The organism is Microbacterium sp. Gd 4-13 (assembly GCF_003095395.1).
Lineage (GTDB): Bacteria > Actinomycetota > Actinomycetes > Actinomycetales > Microbacteriaceae > Microbacterium.
On record NZ_QEIJ01000001.1, the window covers coordinates 245,890 to 270,359 of the forward strand.

24 protein-coding genes and 1 tRNA gene are annotated in these 24,470 nt (G+C 69.7%); 18 read left to right on the forward strand and 7 right to left on the reverse strand.

Features of this window, described 5'->3' with window-relative positions; all coding sequences use genetic code 11:
- Window positions 1-127: 127 nt before the first annotated feature.
- From DEA06_RS01085 to DEA06_RS01110, 6 genes are all read left to right on the forward strand, one after another.
- Complete coding sequence (locus tag DEA06_RS01085; protein WP_116646121.1) at window positions 128-430, forward strand: DUF427 domain-containing protein; 303 nt, start codon at window positions 128-130, stop codon at window positions 428-430.
- A gap of 10 nt (window positions 431-440) precedes the next feature.
- Window positions 441-1,265, forward strand: a complete 825-nt coding sequence (locus DEA06_RS01090; protein WP_116646122.1) for an ATP-binding cassette domain-containing protein — start codon at window positions 441-443, stop codon at window positions 1,263-1,265.
- Window positions 1,262-1,945, forward strand: a complete 684-nt coding sequence (locus DEA06_RS01095) for an ABC transporter permease subunit (RefSeq protein WP_116646123.1) — start codon at window positions 1,262-1,264, stop codon at window positions 1,943-1,945. The genes DEA06_RS01090 and DEA06_RS01095 overlap by 4 nt, the downstream gene beginning before the upstream one ends.
- The gene (locus DEA06_RS01100; RefSeq protein WP_116646124.1) at window positions 1,942-2,706 is read left to right on the forward strand and encodes an ABC transporter permease; all 765 of its coding nucleotides are present in this window, start codon (window positions 1,942-1,944) and stop codon (window positions 2,704-2,706) included. The genes DEA06_RS01095 and DEA06_RS01100 overlap by 4 nt, the downstream gene beginning before the upstream one ends.
- A gap of 44 nt (window positions 2,707-2,750) precedes the next feature.
- On the forward strand, window positions 2,751-3,668 hold the full coding sequence (locus DEA06_RS01105; protein ID WP_116646125.1) for an ABC transporter substrate-binding protein: 918 nt from the start codon (window positions 2,751-2,753) through the stop codon (window positions 3,666-3,668).
- Window positions 3,669-3,921: 253 nt separating this feature from the next.
- Complete coding sequence (locus DEA06_RS01110; protein WP_116646126.1) at window positions 3,922-5,730, forward strand: ABC-F family ATP-binding cassette domain-containing protein; 1,809 nt, start codon at window positions 3,922-3,924, stop codon at window positions 5,728-5,730.
- A 9-nt stretch (window positions 5,731-5,739) separates the two neighbouring features.
- On the opposite strand, the gene DEA06_RS01115 is transcribed toward DEA06_RS01110, so the two are convergent.
- Window positions 5,740-6,237 carry a MarR family winged helix-turn-helix transcriptional regulator gene (locus tag DEA06_RS01115; protein ID WP_116646127.1) on the reverse strand — a complete coding sequence of 166 codons (498 nt, stop codon included), beginning with the start codon at window positions 6,235-6,237 and terminating at the stop codon, window positions 5,740-5,742.
- The gene (locus DEA06_RS01120) at window positions 6,234-6,422 is read right to left on the reverse strand and encodes a hypothetical protein (RefSeq protein WP_116646128.1); all 189 of its coding nucleotides are present in this window, start codon (window positions 6,420-6,422) and stop codon (window positions 6,234-6,236) included. Before DEA06_RS01120 ends, DEA06_RS01115 begins: the two co-directional genes overlap by 4 nt.
- Before the next feature lie 41 nt (window positions 6,423-6,463).
- On the opposite strand from DEA06_RS01120, the gene DEA06_RS01125 reads away from it, so the two are divergent.
- From DEA06_RS01125 to DEA06_RS01150, 6 genes are all read left to right on the forward strand, one after another.
- Window positions 6,464-6,535, forward strand: a tRNA-Gln gene (locus DEA06_RS01125).
- 1 nt (window position 6,536) lies between these two features.
- Window positions 6,537-7,985, forward strand: a complete 1,449-nt coding sequence (gene glmU / locus DEA06_RS01130) for a bifunctional UDP-N-acetylglucosamine diphosphorylase/glucosamine-1-phosphate N-acetyltransferase GlmU (protein WP_116646129.1) — start codon at window positions 6,537-6,539, stop codon at window positions 7,983-7,985.
- Entirely contained in the window at window positions 7,975-9,009 is a 1,035-nt protein-coding gene (locus tag DEA06_RS01135) for a ribose-phosphate diphosphokinase (RefSeq protein ID WP_116646130.1), read from the forward strand. Before glmU ends, DEA06_RS01135 begins: the two co-directional genes overlap by 11 nt.
- A gap of 119 nt (window positions 9,010-9,128) precedes the next feature.
- Window positions 9,129-9,620 (forward strand): hypothetical protein, encoded by a 492-nt coding sequence (locus DEA06_RS01140; RefSeq protein WP_116646131.1) that lies wholly within the window; start codon window positions 9,129-9,131, stop codon window positions 9,618-9,620.
- A gap of 8 nt (window positions 9,621-9,628) precedes the next feature.
- The gene (locus DEA06_RS01145; protein ID WP_116646132.1) at window positions 9,629-10,507 is read left to right on the forward strand and encodes an FAD:protein FMN transferase; all 879 of its coding nucleotides are present in this window, start codon (window positions 9,629-9,631) and stop codon (window positions 10,505-10,507) included.
- Window positions 10,504-12,072, forward strand: a complete 1,569-nt coding sequence (locus DEA06_RS01150) for a flavodoxin reductase (protein ID WP_165817895.1) — start codon at window positions 10,504-10,506, stop codon at window positions 12,070-12,072. The genes DEA06_RS01145 and DEA06_RS01150 overlap by 4 nt, the downstream gene beginning before the upstream one ends.
- A 132-nt stretch (window positions 12,073-12,204) precedes the next feature.
- Here DEA06_RS01150 and DEA06_RS01155 read toward each other — a convergent pair whose 3' ends face one another.
- Together DEA06_RS01155 and DEA06_RS01160 are read right to left on the reverse strand one after the other, a co-directional pair.
- The gene (locus DEA06_RS01155) at window positions 12,205-13,650 is read right to left on the reverse strand and encodes an ATP-binding protein (RefSeq protein WP_346427015.1); all 1,446 of its coding nucleotides are present in this window, start codon (window positions 13,648-13,650) and stop codon (window positions 12,205-12,207) included.
- Entirely contained in the window at window positions 13,647-14,381 is a 735-nt protein-coding gene (locus DEA06_RS01160; protein ID WP_116646133.1) for a response regulator transcription factor, read from the reverse strand. The genes DEA06_RS01155 and DEA06_RS01160 overlap by 4 nt, the downstream gene beginning before the upstream one ends.
- A gap of 162 nt (window positions 14,382-14,543) precedes the next feature.
- On the opposite strand from DEA06_RS01160, the gene DEA06_RS01165 reads away from it, so the two are divergent.
- Together DEA06_RS01165 and DEA06_RS01170 are read left to right on the forward strand one after the other, a co-directional pair.
- Entirely contained in the window at window positions 14,544-15,983 is a 1,440-nt protein-coding gene (locus tag DEA06_RS01165) for an ABC transporter permease (protein ID WP_116646134.1), read from the forward strand.
- A gap of 41 nt (window positions 15,984-16,024) precedes the next feature.
- On the forward strand, window positions 16,025-16,753 hold the full coding sequence (locus DEA06_RS01170; RefSeq protein ID WP_116646766.1) for an ABC transporter ATP-binding protein: 729 nt from the start codon (window positions 16,025-16,027) through the stop codon (window positions 16,751-16,753).
- Between the two features lie 110 nt (window positions 16,754-16,863).
- Here the strand turns inward: DEA06_RS01170 and gndA are convergent, their stop codons facing one another.
- Both gndA and DEA06_RS01180 read right to left on the reverse strand, forming a co-directional pair.
- Complete coding sequence (gene gndA, locus DEA06_RS01175) at window positions 16,864-18,297, reverse strand: NADP-dependent phosphogluconate dehydrogenase (protein ID WP_276308332.1); 1,434 nt, start codon at window positions 18,295-18,297, stop codon at window positions 16,864-16,866.
- 190 nt (window positions 18,298-18,487) lie between these two features.
- A complete protein-coding gene (locus tag DEA06_RS01180) occupies window positions 18,488-19,228 on the reverse strand; it encodes an FCD domain-containing protein (RefSeq protein WP_240606751.1) in 741 nt (246 codons plus the stop codon).
- Between the two features lie 151 nt (window positions 19,229-19,379).
- Between DEA06_RS01180 and DEA06_RS01185 the strand changes: the two genes are divergently transcribed.
- Genes DEA06_RS01185 through DEA06_RS01200 form a run of 4 tightly spaced genes read left to right on the forward strand, consistent with a single transcriptional unit; the run spans window position 19,380 to window position 24,161 of the window.
- A complete protein-coding gene (locus tag DEA06_RS01185) occupies window positions 19,380-20,771 on the forward strand; it encodes a GntP family permease (protein WP_116646136.1) in 1,392 nt (463 codons plus the stop codon).
- 19 nt (window positions 20,772-20,790) lie between these two features.
- The gene (locus tag DEA06_RS01190; protein ID WP_116646137.1) at window positions 20,791-21,558 is read left to right on the forward strand and encodes an SDR family oxidoreductase; all 768 of its coding nucleotides are present in this window, start codon (window positions 20,791-20,793) and stop codon (window positions 21,556-21,558) included.
- Window positions 21,559-21,588: 30 nt separating this feature from the next.
- Window positions 21,589-22,605, forward strand: a complete 1,017-nt coding sequence (locus DEA06_RS01195) for an L-idonate 5-dehydrogenase (RefSeq protein WP_116646138.1) — start codon at window positions 21,589-21,591, stop codon at window positions 22,603-22,605.
- A gap of 17 nt (window positions 22,606-22,622) precedes the next feature.
- The gene (locus DEA06_RS01200; RefSeq protein WP_116646139.1) at window positions 22,623-24,161 is read left to right on the forward strand and encodes a gluconokinase; all 1,539 of its coding nucleotides are present in this window, start codon (window positions 22,623-22,625) and stop codon (window positions 24,159-24,161) included.
- Window positions 24,162-24,165: 4 nt separating this feature from the next.
- Here DEA06_RS01200 and DEA06_RS16880 read toward each other — a convergent pair whose 3' ends face one another.
- On the reverse strand, window positions 24,166-24,294 hold the full coding sequence (locus tag DEA06_RS16880; protein ID WP_276308324.1) for a hypothetical protein: 129 nt from the start codon (window positions 24,292-24,294) through the stop codon (window positions 24,166-24,168).
- Between the last annotated feature and the right edge of the window lie 176 nt (window positions 24,295-24,470).

A 24,470-nucleotide genomic window follows, 5' to 3' on the forward strand; every position in this document is an offset into this window, starting at 1 on the left:
CGATCACATAACACGTCGGCGTCATACGCGGCAATCTCGGTCGAGACCGAGCCGGGCGTCGGTAGCCTCGGGTACCGTGGCGGGATCGCACGGGTTTCCGTGCCCTGCGGAGCTCCGAGGAGGACTCATGAAGGCTGTGCTCGACGGTGTCGTGATCGCTGAGGCGGATCGCGAAGATCTGATCTCGATCGAAGGCAACTGGTACTTCCCGCCCGCCAGCATCCGCGAGGGTGCGCTGACGAAGACCCCCACCCCCTACACGTGCCCCTGGAAGGGTGCGGCGCAGTACTGGAGCATCGCGCTCGACGGCGCCGAGCTCACCGACGGGGCGTGGTCGTATCCCGACCTGCTGCCCGGCGCGGTGGAGAAGGCCGGCGGCGACTTCGCGGGCTTCGTGGCGTTCGACCGGAAGGTATCGGTCCAGGACTGAGGCGGTCGACATGATCGAGTTCACGAACGTCTCGAAGGAATTCCCCGACGGCACGCGCGCGGTGGGCGACTTCGACCTCGTTCTGCCGTCGCGCAAGACGACCGTCTTCGTCGGATCTTCGGGATGCGGCAAGACCACTCTGTTGCGCATGATCAACCGCATGGTCGAGCCCACCGCCGGCACCATCTCGATCGACGGCGAGAACATCGCCGACCGCTCGCCGGTGGAGTTGCGTCGCAGCATCGGTTACGTCATGCAGAACTCCGGTCTGCTGCCGCACTTCACCGTGGCCGACAACATCGCAACGGTGCCGGTGCTGCAGGGACAGTCGCGCAAAGCCGCCCGCACCCGGGCTCTCGAGCTGATGGAGACGGTCGGGTTGGAGCCCTCCATGGCCGACCGTTACCCGAGTCAGCTCTCGGGCGGTCAGCAGCAGCGCGTCGGAGTGGCGCGCGGACTCGCCGCCGATCCCAACATCCTCCTCATGGACGAGCCGTTCGGGGCCGTCGACCCGATCGTGCGGGCCGAGCTGCAAGAAGAACTGCTTCGACTGCAGCGCGACATCGGCAAGACGATCGTGTTCGTCACCCACGACATCGACGAGGCGTTCCTGCTCGGCGATCAGGTCGTCATCCTCGAGAAGGGCGCCAAGGTCGCCCAGCTCGGCACGCCGACGGAGATCATCCAGAACCCGGCCAACGACTTCGTCGCCAGCTTCGTCGGAACGGAGCGCGGCAAGCGGGCGCTGCACATCGAGACGACGGCGAACGGGTCGTTCCTCGTCGACGGTGAAGGACGCACGCAAGGTGCGCTCGTGGACGGACCCACCGGGTGAGCTGGGTTCTCGACAACCTCGGTCTCATCGGCGGCCTGACGCTCGACCATCTGCGTCAGAGCGTCATCCCGCTGGTGATCGGGTTCGTCGTCTCGGTGCCGCTCGGATGGGTGGCGTGGCGTTACCGTCTCGTGCGCAGCGGTGTCATCACGATCACGGGTCTGCTCTACACGATCCCGTCGCTCGCGCTGCTCATCCTGCTGCCGTCCGTCCTGGGCTACAGCATCGTCAGCGAGACCAACCTCATCGTGGCCCTCGCGATCTATGCGGTCGCGATCCTCGTGCGCTCCGTCGCAGACGGTCTCGACTCCGTCGACCCCGGCGTGCGCCAGGCATCGACCGCCATCGGGTACGGCACGTTCCGCCGCTTCTGGGCGGTCGACTTCCCGCTCGCGGGTCCGGTCATCCTCGCGGGCCTGCGCGTCGCCGCGGCGAGCACCATCTCGCTCGCGACGGTGGGCATCCTCGTCGGCGTGATCAACCTCGGCTACCTGTTCACGAACGGTCTGCAGCGCCGGATCATCCCCGAGGTGCTGGCCGGGGTCGTGGTGGTGGTGCTGCTCGCGCTGCTCGTCGACTTCGTGCTCGTCGTGGCCGGTCGACTGCTCATGCCGTGGACGCGGGCGACGTCGGTTCGCCGTGCGCGCCGCGCCCCGATCGGTGCGGAGGCGACAGCATGAACCTCTTCATCGACGCCTTCGCGTGGATCTTCTCGCCCGACCGTCTGTCCGGCGACCTCCCGCTGCAGCTCGCCCTCTTCCAGCAGCTGGCCTACACCTTCGTCTCGGTCGTCATCGCGGCCCTCATCGCGGTGCCCGTCGGTTGGGCCATCGGCCACACCGGGCGCGGTCGCGAGGTGGCGGTCGCCATCTCGGGCGCCGCGCGCGCCATCCCCTCGTTCGGTCTGCTGATCCTCCTCGTGCTGCTCCTCGGCGTGCTGCGCAAGCCCGAGGCCGCGGTGATCACCTTCGTCATCCTGGCTATCCCGTCGATCCTCGCGGGTGCCTACACGGGTCTCGAGGCGATCGATCGACGGGTCGTCGACGCCGGGCGGGCGATGGGAATGACCGAGTGGCAGATCCTGTGGCGCATCGAGGTGCCGCTCGGACTACCCCTGCTCGTCGGCGGGCTGCGGGCCGGAACGCTGCAGGTGGTCGCCACCGTGGCGATCGCCGCGTACATCGGTCTGGGCGGACTCGGGCAGTACATCATCAGTGGTCTGCAGTTGCGCCAGCTCGACGTGATCATCGGCGGTGCCATCCTCGTCGCCGTTCTCGCCCTGGTGCTCGATGCGCTGTTCGCGATCGTCCAGCACCTGGTCGTGCCGCGCGGCATTCGCGCCGGTGCCGTCGCTGCCGGTTCGGAAGGCCGCAAGAAGACCTCGCGCACCGCAATCGAAGAACGACCGGTGAGCGTCACGACGGCCGACGCCGCCCGTTAGACGCCCTCGGGAACACGAACCCCACCAAGGAAAAGAGAGATCACATGTTCACAGCACGAACTCGAAAGGGCCTCGTCGGCACAGCCGTCGGCGCGGCGGCGCTCCTCGCCCTGGCCGGCTGCTCGTCCAGCAGCCCGCTTGATTCCGGTGCGTCGGCCGGCGACGGCGGATCCGACGGTCCCATCGTCGTCGGCTCGCAGGCCTACCCCTCGAACGAGATCATCGCCGAGATCTACGCCCAGGCTCTCGAGGCCGCCGGCTTCGAGGTCACGACCCAGTTCAGCATCGGACAGCGCGACGCCTATATCCCGCTGCTCGAAGACGGCTCGGTCAACCTGTTCCCCGAGTACTCCGGCAACCTGCTGCAGTACTTCGACGACGCGACGACCGCGCGCACGTCCGACGAGGTCTACGCGGCGCTTCCCGACGCGCTGCCCGAGGGCCTGAAGGTTCTCGACCAGTCGGCGGCGACCGACCAGGACTCCTACACGGTCACGGCCGCTTTCGCCCAGGAGAACGACCTCACCACGATCGCGGACCTGGCGAACGTGTCGGTCCCGCTGACGCTCGGTGGCAACGCCGAGCTGGCGGAGCGTCCCTACGGTCCGACCGGCCTGAAGGACACCTACGGCGTCGACGTCTCGTTCACCCCGACCGGTGACACCACCGTCGAGGACCTCCTCGCCGGCACCGTCAACATCGCGAACGTCTACACGGCCGATCCGCGCATCGAGACCGACGACCTCGTCGTGCTGGAAGACCCCGAGGGCCTGTTCCTCGCCTCGAACATCGTGCCCGTCGTGAGCGCCGACTTCCCGGCAGACGCAGCCGACGTCATCAACAAGATCAGCGCGGCGCTGACTCCCGAGGGCCTCGTCACGCTGAACGTGCAGAACACGGTCGACCAGCGTTCGGCGAGCGACATCGCGGCCGACTGGCTGAAGGAGAACGGCCTGGCCTGACCAGCATCCGTTCCCCGAGGGCCGTCCGGCATCCGCCGGGCGGCCCTCGTCGCGTCACCAGGGCAGCATCCGATCAACACGTTCGCGCTGGGATCCTCACTCCCATGCCGCCGCAAGATGTTGATTCGGGAAAAGGTGGGTGGAACGGGCGGAGCGGTGTCGCGGACCGTGACACCGCGCAGCCCGCACCGTTAGCACGCCGCCACCCGCGCACACCATACGCACACCCGCGACCCCGTAGCCTGGAGGCAATATGGCGCATCTTCTCGGGGCCGAGTCCCTGCATCTCGAGTACCCGACCAAAGTCGTTTTCGACTCCGTGACCGTAGGGGTGTCGGAGGGCGATCGCATCGGCATCGTCGGCCGCAACGGCGACGGTAAGTCCAGCCTCCTGGGCATGCTGGCGGGCCTGCGTCAACCCGACTCCGGACGCGTCACGGTCCGCAGCGGCGTCACGGTGGGCGTGTTGCACCAGGCCGATGAGCTCGACGATGACGACACCGTCTCGAACGCTGTCGTCGATGGGCGCGCGGAGCACGAGTGGGCGGGCGACGCGCGCACGCGCGACGTGATCGCCGGCCTCCTGTCCGACGTCCCCTGGGAGGCGCGCATCGGAACGCTCTCGGGCGGTCAGCGACGCCGAGTCGCGCTCGCGCGGCTGCTCTCGGGAGACTGGGACATCCTCTTCCTCGATGAGCCGACGAACCACCTCGACGTCGAGGCGATCACCTGGCTTGCCGCACACGTGAAGCGCCGGTGGGCGGCGAGTTCGGGGGCCCTTCTGGTCGTGACGCACGACCGGTGGTTCCTCGACGAGGTGAGCACCGTGACGTGGGAGGTGCACGACCGCATCGTCGAGGCCTTCGAGGGTGGATACGCGGCTTACATCCTGCAGCGTGTGGAACGCGATCGGCAGTCGGCGACGATCGAGGCGCGTCGTCAGAACCTCGCCAAGAAAGAACTCGCGTGGCTGCGCCGTGGCGCGCCCGCGCGATCGACCAAGCCCAAGTTCCGCATCGACGCGGCGAACGAACTCATCGCGGATGTGCCCGAGATCCGCGATCGCATCGCGCTGCAGTCGCTGGCGACGTCACGACTGGGCAAAGACGTCGTCGACCTGATAGACGTGGCCGTGAGCTACCCCTCGACGGGCTCAGGGCAGGCGCGCCAGGTCTTCGACGACGTCACGTGGCTGATCGCCCCGGGGGAGCGCACCGGCATCCTGGGCGTCAACGGCGCCGGCAAGTCGACTCTCCTCGGCCTCGTGGACGGATCGATCCAGCCCACCGAGGGCCGCGTCAAGCGCGGCAAGACCGTGCATGTCGCGACGCTGACGCAGCGCCTCGACGAGCTTGAGCAGCACCTCAAGGATCCCGTGCGCGTGGTGATCTCCCGGTTGCGCACGTCGTACACGTTCGGCACCGGCTCGAAAGCGCAGGAACTCTCACCCGGACAGCTGCTCGAGCAGCTCGGTTTCTCCAGCGCGCAGCTCTCCACCCCGGTGAAGGATCTCTCGGGCGGACAGAAGCGGCGCCTGCAGCTGCTGCTGATCCTGCTCGATCAGCCGAACGTGCTGATCCTCGACGAGCCCACGAACGACCTCGACACCGACATGCTCGCGGCGATGGAGGACCTCCTCGACTCGTGGCCGGGCACCCTGCTGGTGGTCTCGCACGACCGGTACTTCCTCGAGCGCGTCACCGATCAGCAGTACGCGATCCTCGGCGGCAAGCTCCGGCACCTGCCCGGGGGTGTCGATCAGTACCTGAAGCTCCGCGCGGCGGGCGAGGGCGACGCATCCGGTCGTGCTGCCACGGCCCAGCCGTCGGCCTCGTCTCTCGCCGGAGCCGAGCTGCGCGCGGCGCAGAAAGAGGTCTCGTCGATCGAGCGACGCATCGTGAAGCTCGACGCCCAGGTGTCGACGGCGCGCGCGGCGCTGGCCGAGTGGGATCCGTCCGACTACGAGGGGCTCGGGGCCGAGATGGCGAAGATCACCGCTCTCGAAGCCGAACGCGACGAACTGGAAGTCCGCTGGTTAGAGCTGAGCGAGGCGCTGGGCTGAGTCGCGGCGTCAGGAGTCGAACCCGAGGCTGAGCTTGCGCAGCAGCCCGGCCAGGCGGTCTCGATCGCCGCGCGAGAGCGCACCGAGCAGCACCGCCTCGGCGTCGACGAGGCGCGTGATCGCCGCGTCGACGCGCGTTCGTCCGTCGGCGGTGAGGGTGACCAGGATGCTGCGTCCGTCGCCGGGGTCCGACTCCCGCCGCACGAGCCGCCGCCCGACCAGGCGGTCGATACGGTTCGTCATGGTGCCGCTGGAGACGAGGGTCTGCTGGAGCAGCTGCTTCGGGCTCAGCTGGAACGGCTCGCCCGCCCGGCGGAGTGCCGACAGCACGTCCCACTCCCACGACTCGAGGTCGCTGCGGCGGAACGCCTCCTTGCGCGCCCGGTCGAGGTGGCGGGAGAGCCGGTCGACGCGGGAGAGCACTTCCAGGGGCGAGAAGTCGAGATCGGGGCGTTGGCGCACCCAGGCGTCGACGATGCGGTCCACCTCGTCGCTGTGCTGGGTCATCGCACCATTATGTCGAGCCGCGCCCCGGCCCCGTCGACGGGGGCGTCTTCGCCTGTCGCCGTGTGCGGGTGCGACCCGCCGAGTGCGACAGGCGAGCGTCGACGACGAAGCTCCGCCGTCACGGATGCGGCGGTCGACCCGCCCTTCGCGACGGGGAAGCGGGGCGGAGACGACGGCACGCGCATGGCAGACTTGTCGGGCGCCGACAGCCCCGAGGCGGGCGCGGTCCGCCGTGGTGTAATGGCAGCACGACAGCCTTTGGAGCTGTTAGGTCTAGGTTCGAATCCTGGCGGCGGAGCATGAACGAAACGAGCGAACTCGCCATCGTGATCCTGGCCGCAGGCCAAGGAACGCGCATGCGCTCCACCCTGCCGAAGGTGCTGCACGCGGTGGGCGGTCGTCCGCTCGTCGGGCACGTGCTCGACACGGCCGGGGCCTTGAACCCCACGCGCGTCATCGTCGTGGTGCGCCACGAGCGCGACCTCGTCGCCGACACCGTGCTCGGTCTCGCTCCCGGCGTCGTCATCGTCGATCAGGACGAGATCCCCGGAACGGGGCGCGCGGTGCAGGTCGCCCTCGCCGAGCTCGGCGACTTCGACGGCGATGTGCTCGTCCTCAGCGCCGACGTGCCGCTGCTGGAGTCGTCGACGCTCTCCGACCTGCTCGACACCCACCGCGCGCAGCGGGCGGCGGCGACCCTACTGAGCGCACGACTGGACGATCCCACCGGTTACGGCCGCATCATCCGCGGAGCCGGCGGCGGCGTCGAGCGCATCGTGGAGCAGAAGGATGCGACGGCCGACGAAGCATCCGTCACCGAGATCAACGTCGGTGTCTACGTCTTCCAGGCGCCGTCACTGCGTACTCACCTCGAGCTGGTGGGCACGGCGAACGCGCAGGGCGAGAAGTACCTGACCGACGTCGTTCGACTCCTCCGCGACTCCCGCCACACGGTGGCTGCCGCCGACGCTCCCGACGCCTCGACCGCGCTCGGGGTGAACGATCGCGTGCAGCTCTCGGAGGCTGCGCGCATCCTCAACGCGCGAACGGTGCGGCACTGGCAGCTCGAGGGCGTCACGATCCTCGACCCGGCAACGACCTGGATCGACGTCACGGCCACGCTCGCCCCCGACGTCACCGTGCTGCCGAACACCCACATCCTGCGCTCCACGACCGTGGGCCGGGGCGCTCTGATCGGTCCCGACACGAGCCTCGTCGACTGCGAGGTGGGGGAGGACGCGACGGTCACCCGCACCGATGCCACGCTCGCCGTGATCGGAGCGAAGGCGACCGTGGGTCCGTTCGCCTACCTCCGACCGAACACGGTGCTGGGCGCCAAGGGCAAGATCGGCACGTTCGTGGAGACGAAGAACTCCACGATCGGTGAGGGCAGCAAGGTGCCGCACCTGTCGTACATCGGCGACACCACCATCGGCGAGCGGGTGAACCTCGGAGCCGGCGCGATCACGGCGAACTACGACGACGTGACCAAGCACCGCACCGAGATCGGCGACGAGGTGCACACCGGCTCGCACAACGTCTTCGTCGCGCCCGTTAGGATCGGAGACGGCGCGAAGACCGGCGCGGGAGCCGTCGTCCGCAAGGATGTTCCTCCCGGCGCCCTGGCACTCAGCGTGGCCCCCCAGCGCAACATCGAGGGGTGGGTCGACAAGAACCGATCGGGCACCGGAGCGGCAGCCGCCGCGGCACGCGCCCGGTCTGCACAGGAAGCCGGCGATGGCTCGTAAGAAGAAGACCGTAGACCTCGACCGCGAGAACGACATCGCCCCGGGCTTGGTCGCCAAGACCAAGAAGCGGCTCGTGGTCGCGACGGGTCGTTCGCACCCCGACCTCGCGCACCAGGTCGCGCAGCAGCTCGGCACCGAGCTCGCGCCCACCGAGCACCGCACCTTCGCGTCGGGCGAGATCTACACCCGGTTCGAGGTCTCGATCCGCGGCTGCGACGTGTTCGTGATCCAGTCGTTCGGCCCCCCGGTCAACGAGTGGCTGATGGAACTGCTCATCATGCTCGATGCGCTCAAGCGCGCGTCGGCGAAGCGCATCACCGTCGTCGCCCCCTACTTCCCGTACTCGCGGCAGGACAAGAAGGGCCGTGGCCGCGAGCCCATCAGCGCCCGCCTCGTCGCCGACCTGCTGAAGACGGCCGGCGCCGACCGCGTGATGAGCGTCGACCTGCACGCCGCGCAGATCCAGGGCTTCTTCGACGGGCCGGTCGACCACCTCTTCGCCAAGCCCGTGCTGCTCGAGCACTTCCAGGCGAACCTGAGCCCCGAAGACCGCGAGACGCTGACCGTCGTGTCTCCCGACATGGGCCGCGTGCGCGTCGCCGACACCTGGTCGGACAGCCTCAACGCTCCGCTGGCGATCATCCACAAGCGCCGCGACCCGAAGGTCGCCAACCAGGTCACCGTGCGCGAGATCGTCGGTGAGGTCGACGGCCGCACCTGCCTCCTCGTCGACGACATGATCGACACGGGCGGCACGATCGCGAAGGCGGCGCAGGCCCTGAAAGAAGCCGGCGCGCGCAAGGTCATCGTCGCGGCGACCCACGCGATCTTCAGCGATCCGGCTCGTGAGCGGCTGCAGCATCCCGCCATCGACCAGGTCGTCGTGACCGACACGGTTCCCATCCCGGAGGAGAAGCGTTTCCCGTCGCTCATCGTGCTGCCGATCGCGCCCCTTCTCGCCCGCGCCGTGCGCGAGGTCTTCGAGGACGGTTCGGTCACGAGCATGTTCGGCGGCGAGGCGTAAACCCTTCCACAGTGCGCGCATAAGGTGAACCGTCACGCTGATGGTCTCGTGTCACCTGAGTGACGATCCTGCTCGGTAGAGCAGCAGGATCGCGAGGCACTGCTGAAGGAGCACCCCCCATGATCCGCACCACCGCCGTACCCCGCCCCGTCCGAGCCGGAGGCGCCCTCGTCGGCGTCCTCGGCATGGTCGCCCTCGCCGGATGCGCCGGCACCACGACGCCCGCCGCTGACGCCGAAGAGACGACGCCCGCGACCACCGCCCCCTCGTCCTCGGCGGCAACCGGCACCGACACGGGGTCGATCGTCGGCAGCGCCTACACCGACGGGACCTACACGGCCGAGGGGTCGTATTCGACCCCGGAGTCGGTCGAGACCGTCGAGGTGACGATCACGCTCGAGAGCGACGTCGTCACGGCCGTCGAGGTGACCGGCGACCCGCAGGCCGCCGAGTCGAAGCGGTACCAGTCGGAGTTCATCGGGGGCATCTCCGACGAGGTCGTGGGCAAGCTGGTCGACGACGTCTCGGTCAGCCGTGTCGCGGGGTCGTCGCTCACCAGCGGCGGGTTCACCAAGGCTCTCCAGACGATCAAGTCCGAAGCCGCAGCCTGACCGGCGTCGTGAGCAGCGCGACTCCCACCCGCGCGGTGTGGTCGTTCGAGGCGATCGGCACGGTGTGGTCGATCGAGACCGACGCCCCGCTCGATCACGGGGTGCGCCGTGAGGTCGAGACCGTGATCGACGCGTTCGACCTCGACTGGTCGCGGTTCCGCGACGACTCGGTCGTGTCTCGATTGGCCGGCGCAGGAGGCTCTGCTCCCGTTCCGCCCGATGCCGCCGCGATGCTCGACGTCTACACCGAGCTCGACACGGCCACGCGAGGGGCGGTGAACCCGCTCGTGGGCGCATCGCTCGCCCGCCTGGGCTATGACGCGCGGTACTCGCTCGCCGCGCAGGGCGACCCGGTCGCGGCGCCCGAGCAGTGGCGCGAGATCGTGCGGTGGGATGCCGGCACCCTCGCGGTGGCCGCACCCGCGACGATCGACGTGGGTGCTCTGGGTAAAGGGCGGCTGGTCGACCTCGTGACCGATGTCGTCTCGCGCGCCGTCGACGGCGGTTTCGTCGTCGACGGCGGCGGCGACCTCGCCGTGCGCGGGACCGCTCAGCGGATCGGGTTGGAGCATCCGTACGATCCGCGCCGCGTCATCGGCGTCGTGACGGTGGCGGATGCTGCGCTGTGCGCCTCGGCCGTCACCCGCCGCGCCTGGGGCGAGGGGCTGCACCACGTGCTCGACGCGCGGACGGGCGCCCCCGTGCGCGCGTACGCGGCGACGTGGGCGATCGCCCCCGACGCCCTGCACGCCGACGCGCTCGCGACGGCGCTGTTCTTCGACGGCGGGCCCGAGCTCGCCGCCTCCTGGGGAGCGCACTGGGTTCGAATGCGCACGGACGGCCGCGTGGAGTGGTCGCCGGGCAGTGAGGCAGAGTTGTTCACGTGATCGCCACCCTCGTCGCGGGTTCTTCCCGCGTTCTCGCCGTCCTCGGACGCGTCTCGATGTACCGACTCGTGATGATGTCGCTCGCCGTGCTGGCCGCGCTGTCGTTCGTGCTGTCGTTCTTCGACCTCGTCGGCCCCGGGCCGTTCGAGATCCTCGTCACGGCGGTCGTGCTCGCCCTCGCGTGCGCGGGCACCGACCTCGCCGCGCAGAGCGTGCTGCGCCTCCCGCGACGCTTCGAGTCGTCATTCATCACCGCGGCGATCCTCCTGTTCGTGCTGCGTCCGACGCTCGACCCGATCGCGATCCTGGGCGTCGTGCTCGCCGCGGTCGCCGCATCCCTCTCCAAGTACGTGCTCGTCTGGCGAGGCCGTCACATCTTCAACCCCGCGGCCGTCGGCGCCACGGTGCTGACCTTCGTCAGCGTTCTCGCCCCCGACCTGGGCGCCTCGTCGTGGTGGGTGGGCACCCCCGTGCTCGCGGCGCCCGTCGTCGTGCTGGGGGTCGCGATCCTCTGGCGAACCGAGAAGCTGCGCATGGTAGTGGGTTTCTGGATCGTGGCGACGGCGGTCGCCTTCCTTCGCACGTCGTCGCAGTACCAGGCGATCGGCGAAACGATCGACCCGGGCGTGCTGCTCACCCAGGTCGCGTTCTCCTCGCCGTTCCTCTTCCTCGGCGCCTTCATGCTGTCCGAGCCGCTGACCATGCCGCCGCGTCGATGGCAGCAGTACACCGTCGCCGTCGTCGTCGGCGTCTTCGCCGGGTGGCCCATCCCGGTCGACCTCGGCATCGGCACCGTCACGCTCGGTCAGGAGCGCGCGCTCCTCATCGGCAACCTGCTCGCGTTCTTCTTCGCCCTCCGCGCGGCGGTGCGTCTGACGCTCGAGCGCCGACGCGACCTGACCCCCACCGTGCGCGAGCTCACGTTCGAGGCCAAGCGCCCGTTCGCGTTCCGCCCCGGGCAGTACCTCGAGCTCGACGTCCCTCACACGCACCCCGATGCGCGGGGAACGCGGCGCGAGTTCTCGATCGCCTCGGCTCCCGAAGACCTGCCGATGGTGCGGATCGCGTTCAAGGAGGGGTCGAAGAGCAGCTTCAAGCGCGCCCTCGCCGAGGTCGCGCCGGGCTCGCCGCTGGCTGTCACGGGCGTGTGGGGCGACTTCCTGCTGCCCGTGAAGTCGTCGTCACCGGTGCTGCTGGTGGCCGCGGGGATCGGTGTGACGCCCTTCGTGTCGCAGTTGCGTCACCTCGTCGCCACCGACCAGGACCGCGACATCGTGCTCGTCTACGTCGCCTCGTCGGCGGACGAACTGTCCTTCCGCGACGATATCGTCGCCGCGGGCATCCCCGTCGTGGTCTTCACGCGCGACGAGCCGGCCGATCTACCCCCGCGCTGGACGTGGGCCGGCCGCAGCACCCGCCTCGACTCCGACGGCCTCATCCGCGCGGTCCCCGACATCGAGGGCCGTCATGCCTACATCTCGGGTCCGCCCGCGCTGATCGCCGACCTCGCTCCGGCTCTGGGGCGCGCTCGCTCGCTGACCACCGACGCCTTCGCGGGTTACTGACCCCGCCGCCCCGCCGCTCACGTGCGCGAGCACACGGGGTGGGTTCGTGCGCACGGGGTGGTGCCGGTCGTAGAGCGTGCGCTCGGGCGCAGAGCGTGTGCTCGCGGGGAGGGGCGGGGCGGATGCTGCGCGTCAGGCGGGGTCGGACGGCTTCGCCGGCAGGCGCACCTCGAAGGTGGTGTCGCCGGGAACGCTGCTGACGGAGATGGTGCCCGCGTGGGCCTCGACGATGGCGCGGGCGATCGAGAGGCCGAGGCCGGTGCCGCCGGTCTTGCGTGCCCGCGAACGGTCGGCACGGGAGAACCGCTCGAACAGTTCGTCGGCGACCGCGGGGTCGACCCCGGGTCCGTCGTCGTGCACGCGCAGCACCGCCTCACCGCCGTCGCGGCGAACCGAGACGGTGACGGTCGTGCCCTCGGGCGTGTGGGTGCGCGCGTTGGCGAGGAGGTTCGCGACCACCTGGTGCAGGCGCGACGTATCTCCGGCGAGATGGACGGGCTCGTCGGGCACGTCGATCTCCCACCTGTGGCCGCGACCGGCGGGTCGGGCGTCGCCGACCGCTTCGAGGGCGAGCTGAGTGAGGTCGACGGTTCCGTAGACGAGCTCCTGCCCCTCGTCGAGGCGCGCGAGGAGGAGGAGGTCCTCGACCAGGGTCGTCATGCGCAGCGACTGCGCCTGGATGCGGGAGAGCGCTTCGTGGGAGGTGTCGCTCAGCGTGCGGTCGCGCAGCGACAGTTCCGAATAGCCCCGGATCGATGCCAGCGGGGTGCGGAGCTCGTGGCTGGCATCGGCGACGAACCGCCGCATGAGCTCCTCGTTCTGCTGGCGGGCCGACAACGACGCATCCACGTGGTCGAGAAGACTGTTGAGCGCGGCGCCCACCTGGCCTATCTCGGTGCGATCATCGGTCTGCTCGTCGGGCACGCGCTCGGTGATCGACACCTCGCCCTGATCCATGCGCACCGACGCGACGCGCTGCGCCGTCTCGGCAACGGCGCGCAGCGGTTTCAGACCCGCTCGGATGACGATGGCGATGATCGACCCGAGGAGCACGAGCCCGCCGGCGGTGACGAGAGCGATCGTGGTGAGGATCTGAGCGATCGTCGAGGTCACGTCGGTCAGCGGCAGTCCGAGGACGGCCGATCCCGTGCTGGCCACCCGGTACTCGCCGAGCCCGGGCAGGTCGATGACTTCCGACGCCGGGGCACCCACGAGAGCGTTGACGACGTCGTCGATCTGGTCGGCGTCGAGCTCGCGAACGGTGTCGCCGTCGACATACGCGCCGGTGACACCGGCGAAGTTCGACACGACCAGCACCGTGCCGGGCTCGAAGAACCCGGCCCTGAGCACCGCGCTGGCCGTACTCTGCGGGCCGAACCGCAGCTCCTGCGTCTGCGACTGCACCTTCGTCTGCAGATTCTCCTGCAGCACGTTGCTGAGGATCGCGCTCGTGCCGAGAGCGATGCTCGCCAGGATGATGGCGACCATGCCGATGATCGCCATCATGAGTCGAGCCTGCAGGCTGTAGGCGTGCCCGCGGCGCGTCGTCGTGGTCGCTTCGGCGGTGTCGGCCGTCACTGCGGTGCTTTGATCATGTAGCCCACGCCCCGGACGGTGTGGATCAGCGGCTCCCGACCGGAGTCGATCTTCTTGCGGAGGTAGGAGATGTAGAGCTCCACCACGCTGGATCGGCCGCCGAAGTCGTAGTTCCACACGCGGTCGAGGATCTGAGCCTTCGATACGACGCGACGCTGATTGCGCATGAGGTAGCGCAGCAGTTCGAACTCGGTCGCCGTCAGGTCGATCGACGTCCCCGCCCGGGAGACCTCGTGGCTGTCCTCGTTCAGCGAGAGGTCGCCCACGTGAAGGATCGGTTCGCCGCCCCCGGCGAACGCTGTGCCCGCACGTCGCATCAGTCCACGCAGGCGCGCGACGACCTCCTCCAGGCTGAACGGCTTCGTGACGTAGTCGTCGCCGCCCGCGGTCAGGCCCGCCACGCGATCGGAGACGGCGTCCTTCGCGGTGAGGAAGAGCACCGGCACGTCGTTGCCCGAATGGCGCAGCCGCTGCAGCACGGCCATGCCGTCGAGGTCGGGCATCATGACGTCGAGCACCATGGCGTCGGGGGCGAAGTCGCGTGCGGCCTGAAGCGCCTGCAGGCCCGACGCGGCGGTCTGCACGTCCCAGCCCTCCATCCGCAGTGCCATCGACAGGAGGTCGGTGAGCATCTGCTCGTCGTCGACGACGAGCACGCGCAGCGCAGAGCCGTCAGGGCGGGTGAGGGCGGGGGAGGCGACGGTCGCGGTCATGCACTCATTGTGCTCGCCCACCTATGTGGTTCCTATGGCGAATGTTATGGCTGCGCTGTGAATCCGATCTCATCGTGTTTCCACACGTCCGCCACACGCACGGCATGAGCGCGCTTCCTACCGTCGGGGGGACGGCGGCATCCGGGCGCCGGAAGGAGACACATGTACTGGACGTACCTGCGCCGCGAGCTCGTCGGGCGTAAGAAACACACCATCATCGTGGCTGCGGGGCTCGCGATAGCGATCGCCCTCGTCATCGTCGTCGCTCCGCTCTCTGCCGGCGTCCGCGATGCCCAGACCCGGGCACTCGCCGCGGTCTACGGTGTCGGCACCGACCTCACCGTCACGGGCGCGTCGGTCGAGGCCGGCCAGGGAGGGGGCTCGCGCTTCGACTTCGGCCAGGACGACGGCGAGACCGTAGACGGCACGACCAGCCTCAGCCAGTCGCGCCTGATGACCGACATAATGCGGGGCACGCTCGACGCCGCTGCCGTCGACACCGTGGCCGCGCTCGATGGTGTGGCCGCCGCATCCGGGGCCCTGTCGCTCACGAACACCACCTTCTCGGGCGAGATGCCCGATATGTCGCAGATGGGCGAGGGAGAAGACCCCGGTCGGCCGCCCGCGGGCGGCGCGGACGGCGCCGGGGGCAGCGCCTTCGACATCCAGTCGTTCAGCGTGCTCGGGATCGACCCCGCCGCATCCGGGGTCGGTCCGCTGTCATCGGTCGCCGTCACCGACGGACGGGGGCTGGATGCTTCGGACGCGGGCACGAACGTCGCCGTGGTCGACGGCAGCTACGCCGCGACGAGTGCGCTCGCCGTGGGCGACACGATCGACGTCGGCGGCACCGCGATGCAGATCGTGGGCCTGGTCTCGTCGACGTCGTCTGATGCGGACACGGCGGCGAACGTCTATCTGCCGCTCGACGTGGCGCAGACGCTCGCGGGGGTGGGCGAGGTCGTCTCGACCGTCTACGTGCGGGCGGCGTCGGCCGACGGCATCGGCGCGGTCCAGACCGAGATCCGGTCGGCGCTCCCCGACGCGACGGTCAGCTCGCAGTCGGAGCTCGCCTCCACGGTCTCGGGATCGCTCACCAACGCCTCGTCGCTCGTGTCGAACCTCGGCACCTGGCTGTCGGTGCTGGTTCTCCTCGTCGCGCTCGTGTTGGCCGTGCTCTTCACGATCTCGGGGGTCTCGCGCCGCACGCGGGAGTTCGGCACCCTCAAGGCGATCGGGTGGTCGAACGGACGCGTGGTCGGACAGGTGGCGGGGGAGTCGCTCGTGCAGGGGCTCATCGGCGGCGTGGCGGGGCTCGTCATCGGCCTGGCGAGCATCGCCGTGATCAACGTCGTCTCGCCGACGATCTCGTCCGCTCCCGAGACGACGACGGTCGGCCCCGGCGGGATGGGAGCCGGCGGCGGGCCCTTCGGGCAGGCAGCGACGCAGGTCGCCGACGTCGTGCTCGACGCTCCGCTGACCCCGTGGATCATCGTGGCCGCCGTCGGTCTCGCTGTCGGGGGCGGACTCGTCGCGGGAGCGTTCGGCGGCTGGCGCGCCGCGCGCCTCAGCCCCGCAGAAGCACTGCGGTCGGTCGCATGAGACTCGACCGTCCGTTCGACACCTCAATCGGAGAAGAGAGCATGACCATCGCAGAGACCCCGAGCATCCCGTCCGACACCGACGAGCGCTCGCCGATCTACCGCCTCGCGGGGGTCACCCGCACCTACCGACAGCGCGAGCGCGTCGTCGCCGCGCTCGCGGGAGTCGATCTCGAGATCGAGCAGGGCGACTTCGTCACCATCCAGGGCCCGACGGGCGGTGGCAAGTCGACGCTGCTTCAGCTGCTCGGTGCGCTCGACCGCCCGACGGCCGGGTCGGTGCGGCTCGGCGAGGTCGACGTCGCCGCCGCATCGAATGCCGAGATCGGGCGCCTGCGTGCCACCCAGATCGGCTTCGTCTTCCAGGGGTTCAACCTCATCCCGACGCTGACCGCCGCCGAGAACGTCGACATGGGTCTCGAGCCGCTCGGCCTCGGCGGCGACGAGCGTGCGACCCGGGTGGCCGAGGCGCTCGCGCAGGTCGGTCTCGCCGATCGGGCCGACCACCGGCCGGGGGAACTCTCGGGAGGTCAGCAGCAGCGCGTCGCGATCGCCCGGGCGGTGGCGAAGCGTCCACGGGTGCTGCTGGCCGACGAGCCGACGGGCAATCTCGACGAGCGGATGCGCGACGAGATCCTCTCGGTGCTGGAGGGGCTCAACGCGGCCGGGCTCACGCTCATCGTGGTGACGCACGATTCCGCGGTGGCCGCGCGCGCCCGTCGACGCCTGCGCCTCGATCGCGGCAGGGTCACCGACCTCACGCGCCGGTGACACAGGAACCGCGAGACGTCATCCCCGGCACGAGACAGCGGACTACGGTCGCAGTCTCGTATACGGAGTGACGTCTCGCGGTTCGGGCGTTCGCGCCGGGCGGCCCGATGTCAGTGCGTGTCTTCGGCCTCGATCTCGCTGCGGTCGCCCGACCACAGCGTGTGGAAGGTGCCCGGCTTGTCGATGCGCTTGTACGTGTGCGCACCGAAGAAGTCGCGCTGGCCCTGGATGAGGGCGGCGGGAAGACGCTCGGCGCGGAGCCCGTCGTAGTACGCCAGCGACGACGAGAACGCCGGCGCCGGGATGCCCACTCGTGCGGACGTCGCGACGACGTCGCGCCAGGCGGACTGGCTGAGCTCGAGAGCTTCGACGAAGTACGGCGCCGTCAGCAGCACCGCGAGGTCGGGCGTCTCGGCATACGCCTCGGTGATGCGGTTGAGGAACTGGGCGCGGATGATGCAGCCGCCGCGCCAGATGCCGGCGATGGCGCCGAGGTCGATCTTCCAGCCGTACTCGGCAGCGCCCGCGCGGATCTCGTCGAATCCCTGCGAGTAGGCGACGATCTTCGACGCCCACAGGGCGAGACGGATCTTCTCGATGAACTCGTCGGCGTCGTCCACCGCGAAGTCGCCCTCCGCCGACGGGCCGGGAAGCCCGCCCGAGATCTCGCGCTGCTCGGCGTGCGACGAGAGCGACCGGGCGAAGGTCGCCTCGGCGATGCCCGAGACGGGCACACCGAGCGAGAGGGCGGTCTGCACGGTCCACGCTCCCGTGCCCTTCGCGCCGGCCTGGTCGACGATCACATCGACGAGCGGGCGTCCGGTCGCCGCATCCGTCTGTCGGAGCACCTCGGCGGTGATCTCGATGAGGTACGACTCGAGCTCGCCGCGGTTCCACTCGGCGAAGATGTCGGCGATCTCGGCGGGGGACTTGCCGGTTCCGCGACGGATGAGGTCGTACGCCTCGGCGATCAGCTGCATGTCGGCGTACTCGATGCCGTTGTGCACCATCTTGACGAAGTGGCCGGCACCGTCGTGACCCACGTGGGTGACGCAGGGCTCGCCCTCGGCGATCGCGGCGATCGACGTGAGGATCGGGCCCAGGGTGACCCACGACTCATCGGAGCCGCCGGGCATGATCGAGGGGCCGAGGAGAGCGCCCTCCTCGCCGCCGGAGACGCCCATGCCGACGAAGTTGATGCCGGTCTCGCGGACGGCCTTCTCGCGGCGGATCGTGTCGGTGAACAGCGCGTTGCCGCCGTCGACGATGATGTCGCCCGGCTCGAAGACGCGCACGAGCTCGTCGATGACGGCGTCGGTGGGGCGGCCGGCTTTGACCATGATGATCGCCGCGCGGGGCTTCTGCAGGGTCGCCGCGAACTCCTCGTAGGAGAAGGCGGGTGCGAAGCCGGCCTCGGGGTGCGCCTGCACGAGGTGCTCGGTCTTGTCGGAGCTGCGGTTGTAGACCGCGACGGTGTTGCCCTCGCGGCTGGCGAGGTTGCGCGCGAGGTTCGATCCCATCACCGCGAGACCGACGACACCGATGTTCGCCTGCCCGCCGGTGGCGGGGGCGTCGACGCCGGCTTCGCCGACGGGGCGGCGGACGTTCTCCGAACCGGGGGCCGATTCGTGATCGGGAGCAGAATCCGGCCCGTCGGCCTGATCTTGCGAAAGGTGCTTCTGTGCGGACGTGGGGTCAGAGGACACGCGAACTCCTTGAAGTCTCGGAACCCCCTCAGGCTATCGGGATCGAACCGGGCACCGTCGACGGCTGCTGGAGCGCGCTGACCTCGTCGGCGACGAGGGACAGATGGTGCCGGGCCTCGCGCTCGGCGACGTCGACGTCGCCGGCCGCGACGGCTGCGGCGGTCGCGACGTGCGCTTCGAGCGTGCCGGGTCGCGGGTCGGAGGGGGTGAGCCCGTAGGAGGTGCGTCCGCGCAGGATCTCGGTCACGGGACCTGCCATCTGGGCCAGGAGCGCGTTGCCGCTGGCCGTCAACAGCAGCGAGTGGTAGGCGATGTCGGCCGCGAGGTATTCGTCGGAATCGCCGAGGCCCGCAGCGCCCAGGTCGCTGAGGGCGGTCGCGGAACGCAGGAGTTCGGCCCGCTGCGCGGCGGTGGCGCGCTGAGCGGCGAGCCTCGCCGCGACCGGCTCGACGGCTTCGCGCAGATCCATGAGCTCGATCAGCTGATCGCGGCGTCGGGGGCCGTCGAGCGTCCACTGGATGACAGAGGCGTTCAGGTTGTCCCACTCGGTGCGTGGCTGCACGGTGATCCCCACCCGGCGACGGGATCGGACCAGCCCGTGGGTCTCGAGGACGCGCACCGCCTCCCGCACCACGGTGCGCGACGTGCCGAACTCCTCCTCGAGCCCGGCGAGCGTCAGCACGGTGCCCGCGGGCAGCGTGAGGCCGGCGATCCGGCGTCCGAGTTCCTGCACGACACGGCTGTGCGAACCCTCGCGCATCCCGCTCATCAGGCCTCCGTTTGTAAAAGTACTATCTTTGTGGCAGCCTAACGGTGGCTTTCAGGGAAGCGCTCCGTCGAGGCGGTCCCCACCCTAGTCAGCCCCGGTCGCGCGGCGTCAGCCACCGGCCGGTCACCCTCGAATTCAACGGAGAATCCCCATGGAAGAGTGGACTCAGACACTCGGAGCGCTCCCGCTGCTCGGCATCGCCGCAGCAGCGATCGCGGTCATCCTGTTCTTGGTCATCGTCGTCAAGCTGCACGCGTTCCTCGTGCTCGTGCTGGTGTCGCTGCTGACCGCGCTCGCCACCGGCATCCCGACCGGTGAGATCTCGGGAGTGCTGGTCAGCGGGTTCGGAGGCACGCTCGGATCGGTGGCCCTCCTCGTGGGTCTCGGTGCGATGCTCGGCAGCCTCGTCGAATCCAGCGGCGGCGCCCGCGTGCTGGCCGAGAAGATGGTCGACGTCTTCGGCGAGAAGCGCGCGGCCTTCGCCCTCGGCATCGCTTCGCTGATCATCGGCTTCCCGATGTTCTTCGACGCCGGACTGATCGTCATGCTGCCGGTGGTCTTCGCCGTCGCGCGCCGCGTCGGCGGCAACAACCTGCTGCTGTACGGGATCTCCTCGGCGGCGGCGTTCTCGGTGATGCACATCTTCCTCCCGCCGCACCCGGGTCCGGTCACCGCGACGGAGTACTTCCAGGCCAACCTCGGCGTCGTCCTGCTCGTCGGCATGCTGGTCGCATTCCCGACCTGGTACATCTCCGGATACCTCTGGGCCAAGCGCGTCAACAAGCGCATCCCGATGCCCGTGCTGGCTCTGTTCGGTCGTCCGGAAGACGACGTGCAGGCGGTCAACCCGCCGAAGGCGGGCACGGTGATCGGCATCATCGCCGTCCCCATGCTGCTCATCTTCCTCAACACCGGACTCGACGCCCTCGGCTCGATCGGCGTCGTCGATCCGGCAGCGCTCTGGGTGCAGTTCCTGACGCTCATCGGCACCAGCCCCGTCGCCCTGCTGATCTCGGTGCTCGTCGCCCTCGTCGTCCTGGGCCGTGCCCGCGGCGTCGGCGGAAGCGCGCTGGAAAAGATCGTCGAGCGCTCGCTCGGTCCGATCTGCTCGGTGATCCTCATCACCGGTGCCGGCGGGATGTTCGGCGGCGTCCTGCGCGCCTCGGGCATCGGCGATGCACTGTCGGGCACTCTCGCCGACCTGGGCCTCCCCGTCATCTTCGCCGCGTACCTCATCGCCGTGGTGCTGCGCCTCGCGCAGGGCTCCGCGACCGTCGCGCTGGTCACCTCCGCGGGTCTCGTCGCTCCCGCGGTGATCTCCGGAGACTTCAACCCCCTCGAGGTCGCGGCGATCACGCTCGCCGCCGCGGCCGGCTCGGTCTTCGCCGGACACGTCAACGACTCCGGGTTCTGGCTCGTCGGTCGCCTCATGGGTATGGACGTCAAGACGACGCTCAAGACCTGGACGGTGCAGCAGGGTCTCGAGTCGATCATCGGCTTCGTGCTCGTGCTGATCGTGTACGCCGTCGCCCAGCTGTTCTGACAGAAAGGCACCCCGAGAGATGAACGCGATGTTCGACCTCACCGGCAAGGCTGCCCTCGTCACGGGCTCGTCCCGTGGCCTGGGCCGTGCCCTCGCCCTCGCGCTGGCGGATGCGGGCGCCGACCTCGTGCTGCACGGGCGCGACGAGACGGCGCTCGCGGAGTCCGCCGACCTGATCCAGGCGCGCAGCGGTCGCCGACCCGTGACGGTGACGTTCGACGTGACGGATGCCGCGGAGGTCGAGCACGCGATCGGCGGGCTCATCACCGCTCACGGCGTGCCCGACATCCTGGTGAACAATGCGGGGGTCCAGCGGCGTGCGCCGTTCGCCGAGTTCCCCGTCGCAGACTGGGACGCCGTGATCGCGTCGAACCTCTCGAGCGTCTTCTACGTGTCGCGCTTCCTCGCGCCGGCGATGATCGAGCGGGGGTCGGGCAAGATCATCAACATCGCGTCGGTGCAGTCGATGCTGGCCCGGCAGACGATCGCGCCCTACTCGGCGAGCAAGGGCGGGGTCGCGCAACTCAGCCGGGGAATGGCGGCCGACCTCGCGCGGCACAACATCCAGGTCAATACGCTCTCGCCGGGGTACTTCGCGACGGAGATGAACTCCGCACTCGTCGCCGACGCGGAGTTCTCGGCGTGGGTCGAGCAGCGCACCCCGGCTCAGCGCTGGGGGCGTCCCGAAGAGCTGGCGGGCACGCTCCTTTATCTCTCGTCGTCGGCGAGCGATTTCGTCAGCGGGCAGAACATCTTCGTCGACGGCGGCATGACCTCCGTCGTCTGATCACCCCGTCCCGTCACGAAAGGAACGACCATGAGATCGGTCGTCATCACCGGCAAGCTCGACCTCGACGTCGTCGACGCCCCCGAGCCGCAGCCGGCCGCGGGGCAGGTGCGCATCCGGGTCGACTTCGTCGGGATCTGCGGGTCTGACCTGCACTACTACTTCGAGGGTGCCAACGGCGCGTTCGTCGTGGAGGAGCCGCTCGTCCCCGGCCACGAGCTCTCGGGTCGCGTCGACCTCGACCCCCGCGGCGTCCTGGCTCCGGGAACCCCGGTCACGGTGCACCCGGCGCGGTTCGGCACGCCGACGAAGGGGACAGAGGGCGAGCCTCACCTCTGGCCGGGGGGCTCGTACCTCGGCAGCGCGTCGACGCGCCCGCACACCCAGGGCGCGATGAGCGAACTGCTCGTCGTCGAGGCCGACATGGTGCGGGTGCTCCCCGCCGACCTTCCCGTACGTCGCGCGGTGCTCGCGGAGCCCCTGGCCGTGGCGCTCCACGCGATCACGCGCGTCGGCGACATCACCGGCTCGCGGGTGCTCGTGTCGGGCGCCGGACCGATCGGACTCCTGACCGCCGCCGCGGCCCGCGCACGCGGGGCCGAGCACGTGACGGTGTCGGACGTGCTCGCCGAGCCGCTCCGCCGGGCCACCGGCCTCGGAGCCGACGCCGTCGTGCGCATCAGCGAGCAGCCCCTGCCCGACGAGGCCTTCGACGTGGTCTTCGAGTGTTCGGGCGCCGCCCCGGCGATCTCCGCCGCGCTCGCCGCCGTCCGGCGACGTGGCACGGTGGTGCAGGTCGGGATGGTGCCGAACGAGCCGAAACCGCTCAACATCGCGCCCCTGATCTCGAAGGAGGTCGCCCTCCTCGGCGTCTTCCGGTTCCACGACGAGATCGACGACGCCGTCCGGCTCCTGGCGCAGCATCCGCAGATCGAGGCCGTCATCACGCACGTGCTGCCCGTCGACGACGCCGTGCGGGCGTTCGAGATCGCCAAGGACTCCACGGCGAGCGGCAAGGTCGTCGTCGAGCTCTCCGCCGGCCGCTGACCTGGGAGGATCTGACCATGACGGATGCTGCGGACCTGGTCATCGGGCTCGACCTCGGAACGACGAGCACCAAGGCCGTGGCCTTCGCGGTCGACGGCACCCAGGTGGCCACCGCATCGCACGGGTACGCCCTCGACACCCCATACCCCGGGTATGCGGTGCAGGACCCGGAAGCCATCCTCGAAGCCGCCTATGCCGCCGTGCGCGACGTCGTGGCGGTGACGGGCGCCGCCCGGATCGCGGGCATCTCGTTCTCGTCGGCGATGCACAGCCTCCTCGCCCTCGACGCGGCGTACCGGCCTCTGACGCCCGTCGTCACCTGGGGCGACACGCGCGCCGGCGTCCATGCCGAACGTCTCCGGGCCCAACCGGGCGGTCTCGCACTGCACCGGCGCACGGGTACCCCGCTGCACCCGATGTCGCCCCTGCCCAAGCTGGTGTGGTTCCGCGAGGTCGAGCCGAAGCTCCACGAGGAGACGGCGTTCTGGGTGGGCATCAAGGACTGGCTGCTCGTGCGCATGTGCGGCGCGCTCGTCGTCGACCACTCGCTCGCCTCCGCCAGCGGCCTCATGAACATCCACACGCTCGCCTGGGACGACGAGGCCCTGTCGATCGCCGGGATCTCGGTGGAGCAGCTCCCCGAACTCGTCCCCACCCGTCACGTGCTGCGGGGCATCACCGAGGAGGCCAGCGCCGCGATGCGCCTTCCCGCCGACACGGCGGTGGTCGTCGGCGCCGGTGACGGTCCGCTCGCGAACCTCGGCGTCGGAGCGGTCGGCCCGGGTGTCGCCGCGTGCTCGATCGGGACGAGCGGAGCCCTTCGCGTCGGAGTCGACAAGCCCGCGGTCGATCCTCAGGGCGGGGTGTTCTGCTACGCGCTCACCGAGGATCGCTGGGTTGTCGGCGGGGCGATCAACAACGGCGGCGCGACCCTCGACTGGGTGCGCACGCTCCTCGCGCCCGAGATCGCCGCGGGCGAGGAGGCCGAGCTGCTCGAACTCGCCGCCCGCGCCCAGCCGGGTTCCGGTGGGCTGATCATGCTGCCGTACCTGCTCAGTGAACGCGCCCCGCATTGGAGTGCGCTTCCCAAGGGCGCCTACATCGGGCTGTCGCGAGCGCACACCCGTGAGCACCTGATCCGGGCGGCGCTGGAGGGGGTCTGCCTGCAGCTCGCGCTCGTGCTGCAGTCGATGCGTGCCGCGGGGCTCGAGATCACGCAGGTGCGTGCCACCGGGGGAGTGATGAAGAGCGACGTCTGGCGCGACGTGCTCGCCGCGGCGCTCGACATCCGCGTCGACTTCGCCGAGGGGCAGGAAGGATCGAGCTTCGGAGCAGCCCTCCTCGGGATGGAGGCGCTCGGATTGATCGACTCGATCGATGTCGCCGCCGACCTCATCCCGGTCGATGACCACGTACGGCCCGATCCGACCGCAGCATCCGTCTACCGACAGCTGCAGCCGGTGTTCGGCGCGCTCTACGACCAGCTCGTACCCACGTTCGCCAGCCTGCGGCGGCTCGCGCCGTCGCTGCCGGTCGAATTGCGCGAGCGGCCCTGATCGGTCAGGGCTTGCGGTAGCCCTGTCGTCCCATCGAGAACAGTGCCGCGATCAGGCCCACTCCGCCGACCGCGGCGATGCCGCCGACGATCCACAGCATGACGTAGGAGAAGAAGTGAGCGTCCAGGTCCAAGGGGTCCTCCGGAGGGGATCGGGTGCGTCTTCATCGTACCGTCGCCGCTGATAGACTCTGTGCTTGAACTTCGGCGAGGGATGCCCACGTCGCCCGCGAGGGTGATCGCAGCATCCGTGATCGACGCAGTGAAGCAGGCTCACGGCTTTCCTCACGCGCTCGCGTTCGAGTCGAAT